At 63.8% G+C, this 11,847-nt stretch carries 10 protein-coding genes, 1 tRNA gene and 2 pseudogenes; 6 read left to right on the top strand and 7 right to left on the bottom strand.

Going from position 1 to position 11,847, the window contains the following annotated elements:
* The coding region (locus tag RHBS_RS16570) for a hypothetical protein (protein WP_128646054.1) at window positions 1-1,335 on the bottom strand (1,335 nt) is incomplete at its 3' end.
* Between the two features lie 241 nt (window positions 1,336-1,576).
* Window positions 1,577-1,885 (bottom strand): hypothetical protein, encoded by a 309-nt coding sequence (locus tag RHBS_RS30745; protein ID WP_237669289.1) that lies wholly within the window; start codon window positions 1,883-1,885, stop codon window positions 1,577-1,579.
* Window positions 1,886-1,960: 75 nt separating this feature from the next.
* On the opposite strand from RHBS_RS30745, the gene RHBS_RS16560 reads away from it, so the two are divergent.
* The 3 genes from RHBS_RS16560 to RHBS_RS16555 are packed head-to-tail and all read left to right on the top strand — an operon-like array spanning window position 1,961 to window position 3,803.
* Window positions 1,961-2,638 carry a helix-turn-helix domain-containing protein gene (locus tag RHBS_RS16560; RefSeq protein ID WP_128646053.1) on the top strand — a complete coding sequence of 226 codons (678 nt, stop codon included), beginning with the start codon at window positions 1,961-1,963 and terminating at the stop codon, window positions 2,636-2,638.
* Entirely contained in the window at window positions 2,638-2,994 is a 357-nt protein-coding gene (locus tag RHBS_RS31825; RefSeq protein ID WP_306303545.1) for an Arm DNA-binding domain-containing protein, read from the top strand. The genes RHBS_RS16560 and RHBS_RS31825 overlap by 1 nt, the downstream gene beginning before the upstream one ends.
* Window positions 2,991-3,803, top strand: coding sequence for a site-specific integrase (locus tag RHBS_RS16555; RefSeq protein ID WP_306303544.1), 813 nt, complete (start codon window positions 2,991-2,993; stop codon window positions 3,801-3,803). The genes RHBS_RS31825 and RHBS_RS16555 overlap by 4 nt, the downstream gene beginning before the upstream one ends.
* A gap of 58 nt (window positions 3,804-3,861) precedes the next feature.
* On the opposite strand, the gene RHBS_RS16550 is transcribed toward RHBS_RS16555, so the two are convergent.
* Window positions 3,862-3,938, bottom strand: a tRNA-Leu gene (locus tag RHBS_RS16550).
* 119 nt (window positions 3,939-4,057) lie between these two features.
* Between RHBS_RS16550 and RHBS_RS16545 the strand changes: the two genes are divergently transcribed.
* On the top strand, window positions 4,058-4,690 hold the full coding sequence (locus tag RHBS_RS16545) for an ANTAR domain-containing response regulator (RefSeq protein WP_121869701.1): 633 nt from the start codon (window positions 4,058-4,060) through the stop codon (window positions 4,688-4,690).
* Window positions 4,691-4,863: 173 nt separating this feature from the next.
* A complete protein-coding gene (locus tag RHBS_RS16540) occupies window positions 4,864-6,198 on the top strand; it encodes an ABC transporter substrate-binding protein (RefSeq protein ID WP_128646052.1) in 1,335 nt (444 codons plus the stop codon).
* A 145-nt stretch (window positions 6,199-6,343) separates the two neighbouring features.
* Here the strand turns inward: RHBS_RS16540 and RHBS_RS16535 are convergent.
* The 4 genes and pseudogenes from RHBS_RS16535 to RHBS_RS16520 form a co-directional block, all read right to left on the bottom strand.
* A pseudogene (locus tag RHBS_RS16535) lies at window positions 6,344-7,158 on the bottom strand (ABC transporter ATP-binding protein).
* Complete coding sequence (locus tag RHBS_RS16530) at window positions 7,158-8,165, bottom strand: ABC transporter ATP-binding protein (RefSeq protein ID WP_128646055.1); 1,008 nt, start codon at window positions 8,163-8,165, stop codon at window positions 7,158-7,160. The pseudogene RHBS_RS16535 and the gene RHBS_RS16530 overlap by 1 nt, the downstream one beginning before the upstream one ends.
* Before the next feature lie 52 nt (window positions 8,166-8,217).
* Window positions 8,218-9,206 (bottom strand): annotated as a pseudogene (locus tag RHBS_RS16525) (branched-chain amino acid ABC transporter permease).
* A 4-nt stretch (window positions 9,207-9,210) separates the two neighbouring features.
* A complete protein-coding gene (locus RHBS_RS16520) occupies window positions 9,211-10,551 on the bottom strand; it encodes a branched-chain amino acid ABC transporter permease (protein WP_128646051.1) in 1,341 nt (446 codons plus the stop codon).
* 260 nt (window positions 10,552-10,811) lie between these two features.
* On the opposite strand from RHBS_RS16520, the gene RHBS_RS16515 reads away from it, so the two are divergent.
* On the top strand, window positions 10,812-11,847 hold a 1,036-nt coding region (locus tag RHBS_RS16515), incomplete at its 3' end, for a 5'-3' exonuclease H3TH domain-containing protein (protein WP_272913868.1).

The raw sequence follows: 11,847 nt of genomic DNA, 5'->3' as shown, positions 1-11,847 counted from the left end.
TACCTCGGCGACCACCGCCTCGGACACCGCCACGATCGACCCGGCGCGCTGCCAGTCCTCCAGGTCGACGCTGGTGCGTCGGTGCAGAACCGCCAACGCTGCGGCTGCCTTGAGTCGCGCGAGCAGCCTGTGACCCGCGAGGGGATCGGAGGTGCGGCCAAACACGTCCTCGTCCTTCGCGTCATTCACGGCGATGATTTCGCGCCGGATCTGTTCGGCAACATCCATGTGTACGAGCGGCCGGTCGACGTCGTCCGGGTCGAGCGGGTCTACGGTCACCCCGAATTGCGGTATGTCGAGTGAGATCGGCTGCGGTTCGTCGACAGGGGGTCGCAGTCGGCCCTCGCGCACCGGAAACCACAGGAACCGCTGTGTAAGACCGTCGCGCACTGCCTTTTCGCCGAGCAGGCTCGATCCGTTGCCCGGTTGAACGCCTGCCGTCAAACCGAGTCGGTAGCTGTGCGCGGGCAGGATCACGCGGTGCTCGATGGTGGCGTTGGTGAAACCGATCTCTTGGCCCATTGCGGCTTTGAGTAGCTCCGTGACCAACGTCTGTCCGCGGCGGTCGGCCAGCGCGTCGAAAGCACCGATGTCGCGCACCGTGAACAATGCCGAGCGGCAATGGAACTCCGTTTTCGCCCGGCCGGTCTCCGTGTCTTTGTGGGCGGCTGCGAACGTACGATTCAGCCCCTCGCCAGTTCCGACGGGGAACGGGTCCCAGTGTGTAGGCGCCCCACTCACGCGGGCGTCGATCACTGCCGACGCAGCGGCGTCGGATAGGTCCTTACCGCCGCCCGAGACACCTGCGACGGCGAGTAACAGATTCAGTGACACAGGCCCGCCGATGATGGGCGGCAGTGTCACTCGGTGGGGTACGCCGAGAACAGCGCGCACCAGAGCGCCGCCGAGCGTCGCCCATGCTCCAGCTCCCCGCGCTCGGGCGAATTGATGAATCGCGGTCAGCTCGGGGGATGAGTCGAACACGTCCGCGTGCTCGTCGAGCACCCCGCGCAGCCCGGTTGTCGGCTTCGGGGCCGTCCTGTCTGCCATCGGTGAATAGTCCGTGTTGAGTCGGCGTCGTGCCTCGGTCTCGGCTCGGCGATCGGCGACGATCGCATGCGGGTCACGTTCTCCGGTGTCCGACGCCCACGCGGCGACGTCCGCGCGGGTTAGGACACCAGCGACGACAGCCTGCACACACTCGACCGGTACCGCCAGCAAATCTTCGAGATTTTCGGATTCGTGGACTTCGTCTACCTCGCGGTGATGCCACCGAATGATGCCGCGCGCGATTTCCGGGCCGAGTGTTTCAACGATGTCAGCCGAGGCTTTCACCCCGAGGACCTCGGCGAGGTGGTGGCCTGAGACGAACTCGGCTGCAGTGGATGCCCCCTCGGCGGTATTCTGGGTGCTGGTGTCGATCGTGGTCGATCGGTCGCAGGCCCGGAGTCGCTCGCTCCGGGCCTGTTTGCTGTCTGAGTCATTGCGTGTGGGTCCTTCGGTAGACGTAACAGGTCACCGTTGATGAGTGATGATGCGTCGAAATGACTGTCTGAGTTGCCCATTGGGCGTTTCGTCAGCGCGCGCGGGGAGCTACGTCGGCGGTCTGCACGTTGTCGTCGATGTAAGCGCGGATGTCGCCCACTCGGTACAGCACACGAGCACCGACCTTGACGTAGGGAACGCCGACACGGCGAGAGCGGTCCTGCCGCAGCTTTGCCTCGGTCGTGCGTAGGTAGTTCGCGGTCTCGCGGGCATCGAGCAGGACGTCGAGTCCGGCCGGGGCAGGGGACGGCGTCGTGGGGGGCGGTGCGTGCTGGCATATCGGATCCTTCGTTGCGAAACGTTGAGCGTCGCTGCGGATCCGATTCCGCTGCCTCGTCACCCGGTCGGGTGCGCTGAGTGGAACTTACCAGTGATGTTACGTGCTGTCACGTAACTTGACTGCTACAGTCGCACTGTGTCATCCGAAACCATCGGCGCGCTGGTCGGCCGAAACGCCAGGCGTCTACGCCGAGACACCGGGACCTCGCTCGATGATCTCGCGCGAGCATCGGCGCTGTACGGCACAGCGTGGACGCCGAGCCGAGTCAGCGACATCGAATCGGGGCGAGGGACGCCGAGCCTGTCGACGATGCTGGTCTATTGCGCGGCGCTGACCCATATGAGTAGGGGAGACGTGACACTCCCGGATCTGTTCGAGGGGAGCGACGCAGTGCAGCTCACCGATGGGCTGGAGGTGTACGCATCGGCTATGCGTCGCGCTGTAGGCGGGGGATCGGCGGCGTTCACTGCTGAGGACATACCGAACGCGGGTGCTCCCGGATCGATGCTCAAGGTCAGCACCGCAGCGGGAGCAATGGTGCCCGAGGAGAGTCGGCTTCCGTCGGGGGCCGACCAGGCCGCAGTCGCGCTCGCGGTGTCGGCGATGACAGGGCTCGCGGATACGCGTGCGGCCAAGTCGCTCGGACTCGACATCTTCGAGCTCACGGCGTGGTCGTACCGGCTGTGGGGCGCATCATTCGGGCGGGAGCGGGACAGGCGCGCAGGTCCCGAAGGCAATGCACAACGCAGGGGACAGGTCACGCGCGGCCTGTTTTCCGAACTACGGACGGCACTCGCGGAGGGCGACCACTGATGGCGACGATCACCAAGTACACCGACACCCGAGGTAAGTCGTTCTATCGGGTCAACTACCGCACGCCCGAGCGCAAGCAGACTACGAAACGTGGGTTCACGACCAAAAGGGCGGCGCAGGACTTCGCCGCGACGGTCCACGTGAGCAAGCTGCGCGGGGAGTACATCGACGAGTCCGAGGGCAAGGTGACAGTCGGATCGCTCGGTGTCGGGTGGCTCGCGCGGCAGACCCACCTCAAGGCATCGAGCGCGCGAACAGTCGATGTTGCGTGGCGCGTCCATGTCGAGCTCGATGGGCGGATGTACGGATCGCCGATATTCGTCACTCGGCTGTGCAGCAGTGGGTCTCGGACATGAGCGCCAAGAGTGGCCCGGTGACTGTCATTCGAGCGTTCGGCGTATTCGCGTCGATCCTCGACGAGGCGGTCAAGGATCGCCGACTCATCGCCAATCCTGCGCGAGGAGTGAAGCTGCCACGCAAGGGCAAGGCGGAGCACAGCTACTTGACCGACGACCAGGTGTGGCACTTTGCGCGCGAGGCGGGGCCGACCAAGGGAGCGATCGTGCTCGTGCTCGCATACTGCGGCCTGCGGTGGGGTGAGCTTGCGGCGCTGCGTGTGTCGGACGTCGACATGTTGCGTCGTCGGATCCACGTCCGGCGAAACGCCGTCAACGTCGGCGGCAAGGTCGTCGTCGGCACGCCGAAAACACACGAGCTACGCACGATGACGTTTCCTAAGTTCCTCAGCGAGCCGCTCGCCGCTGCGTGTGCAGGCAAGGCGAGAGATGCCCTCGTGTTCCCGAACGCCCGAGGTGACTACGCAAAGTCGCCCGGTGCCCGGACGTGGTTCTCGCATGCGGTGGCTCGATGCATAGCGGCCACCGCCGAGCAGCGCACCACCGAGGTCGACTCGATCGGCGCAGCCGAGACACCCGAGTTCCCGCGGGTGACACCGCACGATCTGCGGCACACCGCCGCGTCTCTCGCTGTCTCAGCGGGTGCAAACGTCAAGGCGGTCCAGAAGATGCTCGGACACGCGTCGGCCGCGATGACGCTGGACACCTATGCGGACCTGTTCGACACCGACGCCGAGGCGGTCGCCGACGCGCACGATTCACGCGTTTCTGAGGGCGATGTGGTCAGAATGTGGTCACGAGCGACGTAGACCGTCGACGTCCTGCGTGTTCTAAGTCGTTGACCAGCAACGACTTCGCGATACTGCGTGGTGCCCTCGGTGAGACTCGAACTCACACTGGACGGGTTTTGAATCCGTTTCCTCTGCCAATTGGGATACGAGGGCTGGCGTCTTTCAAGCAACGATTGACGAGTTTAGAAGATGCGCTTTCGGCGTCGCGCACCGGTACCCTTCAGATGCTCGACGGCCTGATGGGCGATGACAGTCAAAGGAGACCGATACAGATGAATGCTCCTGGTGCGCACGGTACTGGCAAGCCCCCGCTTCGCGTGGTGGTGGCAGAGGACGAATCCCTGATCCGATTGGACCTCGTGGAGATGCTCCGCGAGGAGGGCTACGACGTGGTCGGTGAAGCGGCCGACGGTCAGCAAGCGGTGGAGTTGGCCGTAGAACTGCGTCCCGATCTGGTGATCATGGATGTGAAGATGCCGCGGCGGGACGGAATCGATGCCGCGTCGGAGATCGCCGAGAAGCGCATTGCGCCCGTCGTGATTCTCACCGCGTTCAGTCAACGCGAGCTCGTGGAGAAGGCGCGCGATGCCGGTGCGATGGCGTATCTGGTCAAGCCGTTCACCAAGGCCGATCTGATGCCTGCGGTGGAGTTGGCCGCCAGCCGTTTCGGTGAGATTTCCGCGCTCGAAGCCGAGATCGTGGATCTGCAGGATCGGCTCGAGACGCGCAAGCTCATCGAGAAGGCCAAGGGCATCCTGATGGAATCGCAATCGCTCACAGAACCGCAGGCGTTCAAGTGGATTCAGCGTGCCGCAATGGATCGCAGGACGACGATGAAAGCCGTCGCCGAAGTAGTGATCGAGACACTCGGTACTCCTGCGAACAAGCCTGCGGCAGAGGGGTGATCGGCTCCCGAAAGCTACGGCCACGTAAAACTTCGACTCCCTAGGTCACAGTCAGGTCACGAGCCTCGTTCTAGGCCTTGCGAATCGGCTCCGAGCGTTAGCGTCTGATCCACACGTGAGCCACATGCAACTCAGGTGCGCTTCAACGACGAGCAATTTCAAGGAGAACCTAGATGGCAATTCGGACCTATGTCCGCACGGCTGCGGTGGTGAGCGTTACCTCGCTCGCACTGTTCGGCTGTTCGTCGAGCGACGACTCGGGCTCGACCGACTCCACCACGGCCGGCGGCGGCACTGCAGCCGCGGAAACGACCGTCTCCACCGATTGCGAGCCCGAGCAGGCCACAGCAGGGGCCACGCCCGTCACCGATCCTCTGGTCGTCGGAACCTTGCTGCCCAACACCGGCAGCCTGGCCTTCCTCGGACCGCCCGAGGTCGCTGGTGTCCAGCTCGCAGTCAACGACATCAACGCTGCCGGTGGTGTCTTGGACCAGCCGGTCACACTGATCCCCGGCGACTCCGGTGACACCACCACCGACACCGCCAACACCACCGTCGACCGCCTGCTCGCAGGCGGTGCCGACGTCATCGTCGGTGCAGCGTCCTCGGCAGTCTCCCTGCAGGTCATCGATAAGATCACCAGCGCGGGCGTCGTGCAGATCTCGCCGGCCAACACGTCCGACCAGTTCGTCTGCTACCCGGACAGCGGCCTCTACTTCCGCACCGCTCCCACCGATGTGCTGCAGGCTCAGGCCCTCGCGGACCTCATCGCCCAGGACGGTGCCCAGCGGGTGTCGATCCTCGCCCTGAACGACCCGTACGGAACGGGCTTGGCCAACAACACGGTCGAGAACCTCGAAGCCGCGGGAATCGCGTCCGATCAGCTCCAGACGATCATCTACGATCCCAACGCTCAGTCGTACAACGCCGAGATCGACGACGTGAACAACTTCGCACCCGATGCTGTCGCCGTGATCGGATTCGACGAGTCCGCTCGCATCATCACCCGTATGCACGAGCTCGGAATCGGACCGTCCGACGGCACGTTGGTCTACGGCGTCGACGGCAATATGGGCAACGCACTCGGCGAGTCGATGGCTCCGGGTCTGCTCGACACGATGCGGGGCACCACGCCGCTGACCGACGTCGGTACCGCGTTCCAGGACCGACTCAAGACCGTCGATCCCGCGCTCGTCGACTTCAACTACGCGGGTGAGTCCTACGACGCCGTGGTGATTCCTGCACTGGCAGCAATTCAGGCCGGATCGACTGCGGGCGTGGATATTGCGGCCAATATCAACAGTGTCACCAAGGACGGCGAGAAGTGCACGACGTTCGAGGAATGCCTCCCGCTGCTGCAGGCAGGCACCGACATCGACTACGACGGTGTCACCGGTGCGCTCAACTTCAGTGACGCAGGCGAACCGGCAACCGGTTCGTACGGCAACCTGGTCTTCGGGCCGGACAACACCCTCACCACGGATGGATACATCGTCGTCGGTGAGTGATCTGTAACTGTCACACAGCCACTGGGCCCGAGTCCTCGATCAGGACTCGGGCCCAGTGGCTTGCGTACGCGTCGCACGTTCGACGCCAGCGAGAAGGCCCCGGTTCGATGTCGATCGAACCGGGGCCTTCGTCGCTGTCGAGCAGCTACTTCTTCTCTTTGCTTCCTGCCAGTGTGCCGAGATACAGCTCGATCACCTTCGGGTCGTTCATCAACGCCGGACCGGTATCGGTGTAGGCGTTGCGGCCTGATCGAGCACGTAGCCGCGGTCGCAGATCTGCAGGCACCGACGGGCATTCTGCTCGACCATGATGATCGAGACACCGGCCGCATTGATCTTCTTGCAGCGAATGAACACCTCGTCCTGAAACATCGGAGACAACCCGGCCGACGGCTCGTCGAGCAGCAGTACCGATGGCTCCATCATCAGCGCGCGGCCCATCGCCACCATCTGGCGCTCACCGCCCGAGAGAGCGCCGGCTTTGACCTTGCGGCGATCGCTCAGAAGTGGAAAGAGCTCGCTGACGAAATCGAAGCGTTCGTTGAACTTCTTGGGACGCAGATAGATTCCCATTTCGAGGTTCTCTTCGATGGTGAGCGACGGGAACACATTCTGCGTCTGCGGGACGTAGCCGACGCCTTTCGTCACCAGCACGTGCGCCTCCGCGGACGTGATGGTGTCTCCGCGCAGTTTGACGCTGCCCTCCCGAACGGCAACGAGCCCGAACAGCGTCTTCAGCAGAGTCGACTTGCCGGCCCCGTTGGGTCCGATGATCCCGACGATCTCCCCGTCGTTGAGGAAGAAGTTGCACTCACTGAGGATGTTCACACCGGGGATGTACCCGGCGACCAGGCCGTCGGCGCGCAGTAGAGCACCTTCGGCGAGGCGGGCGTGTTCCCCGGGCGTGGCCGCGAACTCCGCGGGGGTCAGTTGCTGCTTCTCGGTGGTCGGTTCGCTCATCAGTTGACCTCCTTGGCCCGGTGGGATCCACCGTCGGTGGTGTCGGGCTTCACGAACTCCGGTTCCGACAGATCGCCACCGGCCGCAAGCTCCCCGACCTCGGCTTTCTTCAGTACCTCTGCCAGTTCGGCAGTGGCACCGACGGGATTGCCGTCGGCATCGAATTCGAGTGCCTGATCGTGGTGGCTGCCGAGATACGCATCGACGACGGCACCGTTGTTCGAGAGCTCCTCCGGTGTCGACTCGGCGATCACACTGCCCTGCGCCATCACCACCACCCAGTCGCTGATGTCTCGGATGACGTCCATGTCGTGTTCGACGAACACCACCGTCATGCCGTCGTCGCGCAGTGACTTGATGTGCCCCAGAAGTGATTGCGTCAGTGCGGGATTGACCCCGGCCATCGGCTCGTCGAGCATCACCACGGACGGGTCGGTCATCAGCGCGCGGGCCATCTCGAGCAGTTTTCGCTGGCCGCCGGACAATGATCCGGCGAGGTCGTCGGCCTTGGCATCGAGTTTGAAGCGAGCGAGCAGCTCGTTCGCGCGCTCGGTGACCTCACGCTCCTGTGCCTTCCAGGTCCACGGGAGAAAGGTGTTCAGAATGCGTTCGCCGCGTTGCCCGGTGGCACCGAGTCGAACGTTGTCGAGAACCGTCAGTTTCGACAGTGCCTTGGTGAGCTGGAACGTTCTGACGACACCCTTGCGGGCCACCTGGTGCGGATGCATCTTGCCCAGTTCCTGACCGTCCATCGACCAAGTGCCGGTGTCGGGTCGATCGAACCCGGTGAGCAGATTGAAGAGCGTTGTCTTGCCTGCACCGTTCGGGCCGATCAGACCGGTGATACAGCCGCGTTGTATCTCGAGATGCGCTACGTCGACGGCCTTGAGACCGCCGAACGTGCGCGAGATGCCATCCACCACGAGAGTCGGATCGGGTTTCGCCGAGCCGGGTTCACCTGCCACTCCGGCGAACAGCGCCGCACGCTGATCGGCGTCGAGGGCCATGGCCGCCCGTGATTCGAGGGTGCTGGGATTCTTGTTCGGCGAGTTCTTCGCGTCAGGCATTGAGCTGAACCTCTCGCTTGTTGCCGAGAATGCCCTGGGGTCTGAACACCATCAGTAGTGCGATCAGGATTCCCAGGAGGACGAAACGGGTGGCACCGACCTGCTGCTCGGTGAGGTCGAGCAGCGGATCCGGCCCCGAGATGGCTTGACGCAGAATGGCGTCGGGGATCGAAAGCAGGAACCAGAACAGCATGGCTCCGACGACGGGACCGAACACAGTGGCCGCGCCGCCGAGAATCAGGCTCCGAAAGCGAAGAACGTCTGCGCCGTGGAGTAGAAGTCGGGGTTGATCGACTTGGTCTGCAGGGCGTTGAAGACACCGCCCATGCCGCCGATCACACCACCGAGCACGAGCGCCTGCATCTTGTACACGAAGACGTTCTTACCGAGCGAGCGTGCCGCATCCTCGTCTTCGCGCACCGCTTTCAGGACGCGACCCCACGGGCTGTGTGTCAGGAGATAGACGACGCCGCAGAGGATGAGGACCAGCGACCAACCGACGACCATGGCCCACAGATCGTCACCGTAGAACTTCACCCCGACGAAGTCGTATTGCTTGCCCGAATCGAATGGGCTGAGCGAGGTGAACGGATCGGCAAATCCGAACAGGCCGTTGGTCGATGCGGTCACCGAGTCGCTGGCCGTGGATCTGAACACGAGACGAAGGATTTCCGACGCGGCGATCGTGACGATGGCCAGGTAGTCGGCGCGCAGTCGTAGCGTGGGAATGCCCAGCACCAGAGCCAACAGACCGGCGGCACCGAGGCCGACCAGAATGCCCAACCACAGCGGCTGCTCGTAGGTGATGGTCATGATGCCAACGCCGTAGCCGCCGAGCAGCGCGAAGCCGATCTGACCGAAGTTGAGCAGGCCGGCGTAGCCGAAGTGCAGGTTCAGGCCGATGGCGAGCAGCGCGTAGAAGATCGCGGACGGCCCGACGAGTTGAGCGAGGGAAACCTGGAGTGCTCCGAGAATATCCATGAGGTCACCCGATCCTTTGCCGCGAGCCGAGTATGCCCTGCGGCCTGACGATGAGGATGAGTATCAAGACGAGCAGTCCTCCGATGTACTTGAGATCGGGATTGATGATCAGCGTCGACCACTGCACGAGCAGACCGACGATGACGCAGCCGAGGAAGGCCCCGTACGCGGTTCCCAGTCCCCCCAATGTGATTCCGGCGAACATCAGCAGTAGGAGCTTGAAGCCCATCTCCCACTGCACGCGACCGGCGAGTTCGGAGAGACCGAACAGAACACCGCCGAGGGCGGCGAGACCGCCGCCGAGGCACCAGACGAACGTCACGACACGCTCGACATTGATGCCCGAGGATGCAGCGAGGTCGCGATTGTCGGCGACGGCGCGCATGGCCTTGCCGATTCGCGTGCGCTGCAACATGAGTGCCACACCGACGAGGACCACCACGCTGATGATGATGCACGCGAGGTTGACGTTGGTGATGGCGAACGGGCCCCACTCGTTCTGAGTCTGAGCCTGGTAGTCCGCGAACGGCTCGGCTCGGTCCGAGAAGAAGATGAGGATCAGGTATCGGAGCGCGATCGCGAGGCCGATGGACACCACGAGCTGAGCAATGAGGCCGGTCCGACGTTTTCGCAACGGTTTCCAGATGGCCGCGTTGTTGAGCCAGCCGATCGCGACGCCGACGATGATCGCGAGGATCGTGGCCGGGATGAGTTGGATACCCATCGTGACGTTGAAGACCCAGGCCGCAACCGCGCCGAGCGTGACCAGCTCACCGTGCGCGAAGTTCGTCAGTCCGGTGGTTCCGAAGATCAGGCTCAGGCCGACGGCCGCGAGCGCGATGACGAGTCCGAACCGGAAGCCGTCCACCGTGGTTCGCAGGAACTGCTCCCAGACCGGGACGCTGGTGGCTGTTCTGGCCTCACCGAACGAGAAGATGACGGTGTTGGAGCGCCCGGCCTGCACATCGCGCTGGACCTCGCCCTGGACGCTCACCCCGTCGGGGAGCGTTTCCTGAACGACCTGGAATGTGTATGTGCCGGGAGGCAATTCGAGAGTCCACCGGCCGCCGGTTTCACTGGTGGTGCGGGCGACTTCGGAGCCGGACGCGTCGAGCGCAGCGACGTCGACGCCGATGAGTCGTTCGCCACCGTTGTTGAGAGATCCGGCGACGCTGACCGCGTCTGCGGGCGGTGCCTGTTCGGCACTGGTCCCCGGTGCTGCCGGGGGAGTGGGGGTAGGTTCCTGGGCCAATGCCGGCGCACTGAACAGCAGGGCGGCAATGGAACTCAGAACGGCGAGTAGGAGTGTTCGCTGGAAGAGCCGAACGGCAGATCTTGCGCGCAACCTCGGCGGTTGCACCTTTCTGGTCCATCGAACATTTGGAGCCACGCACGTCCTCCGGACGGTTGTCGTTGTGCCACGGGAATGGGGGTTTCCTGCAATTGTCGGACTCTATCCGCTGAAACGACGCAAAATCGGCGACTGAGATTTCCGGAAAGTATCGGTTGTGTTTCGCGGTGCGCGACGCTCGTCGTGAGTGCGATCGCGGCTGCCGCATGCATCCGGCTACGAGTTGTCGGACCGGCTCCCTAGACTGGTCAACCGTGAGCCCAGTAACCGAGAAAAGTGCAGCGCCCGCAGCCGAGACCGATGCGAAAGCAGGCGGGGAGCGGCCCACATTGCTGCTCATCGACGGCCACTCGATGGCGTTCCGGGCCTTCTTCGCGCTACCTGCGGACAACTTCAAGACCACCGGCGGTCAGTCCACCAATGCCGTGTACGGGTTCACCTCGATGTTGATCAATCTGCTGCGGGACGAGAAACCGACGCACATCGCGGCGGCGTTCGACGTCTCACGGCAGACCTTCCGCGCAGAGCGGTTCCCCGAGTACAAGGCCAACCGCAGCAAGACGCCGGACGAGTTCGCCGGCCAGGTCGACATCACCAAGGACGTACTCGGGGCAATGGGTATCCCGGTGATGGCAGAGGCGGGCTTCGAGGCGGACGACATCATCGCCACCCTGGTGACCCAGGCTGAGGCGCTCGGCTACCGCGTTCTGGTGGTCACCGGCGACCGCGATGCGCTCCAGTTGGTGACCGACAACGTCACGGTGTTGTATCCGCGCAAGGGTGTCTCGGATCTGACTCGGTTCACCCCCGACGAGGTCGCCACCAAGTACGGATTGACGCCGTCGCAGTACCCGGACTTCGCGGCCCTGCGCGGCGACCCGAGCGACAACCTTCCCGGCATTCCCGGGGTCGGCGAGAAGACGGCGACCAAGTGGATCATCGAATACGGTTCCCTCACCGCTCTCGTCGACAACGTGGACAAGGTCAAGGGCAAAGTGGGAGATGCACTGCGCGCCAACCTGTCGAGTGTGGTGCTCAACCGCGAGCTCACCGAGATGGTGCGCGATGTGCCGTTGCCCTACACCCCCGATCAGCTCGAACTGGCTCCGTGGGATCGCGAGAAGATCCATGCCTTGTTCGACGATCTGGAGTTCCGCATTCTGCGGGACCGTTTGTTCGAGACTCTCGCGTCGGTCGAACCCGAAGCAGAGGAAGGTTTCGACGTCCGCGGCGGCATCGTCGCGCCGGGCGAACTGGCCGCGTGGCTGGCAGAACACGCGGCCGACGGCA

The sequence above is a fragment of the Rhodococcus sp. BS-15 genome (genome assembly GCF_000813105.1).
Taxonomy (GTDB): Bacteria; Actinomycetota; Actinomycetes; order Mycobacteriales; family Mycobacteriaceae; genus Rhodococcoides.
Note: the sequence above shows the minus strand (reverse complement) of the source record. Positions and strands in the feature narration are given on the sequence as shown.

Bases quoted from the DNA above. Each gene is read 5' to 3' on its own strand.
- RHBS_RS16555 (WP_306303544.1), top strand. From the start codon at position 2,991: ATGAGCGCCAAGAGTGGCCCGGTGACTGTCATTCGAGCGTTCGGCGTA.
- RHBS_RS31825 (WP_306303545.1), top strand. From the start codon at position 2,638: ATGGCGACGATCACCAAGTACACCGACACCCGAGGTAAGTCGTTCTAT.
- RHBS_RS16540 (WP_128646052.1), top strand. From the start codon at position 4,864: ATGGCAATTCGGACCTATGTCCGCACGGCTGCGGTGGTGAGCGTTACC.
- RHBS_RS16530 (WP_128646055.1), bottom strand. From the start codon at position 8,165: ATGGCCCTCGACGCCGATCAGCGTGCGGCGCTGTTCGCCGGAGTGGCA.
- RHBS_RS16545 (WP_121869701.1), top strand. From the start codon at position 4,058: ATGAATGCTCCTGGTGCGCACGGTACTGGCAAGCCCCCGCTTCGCGTG.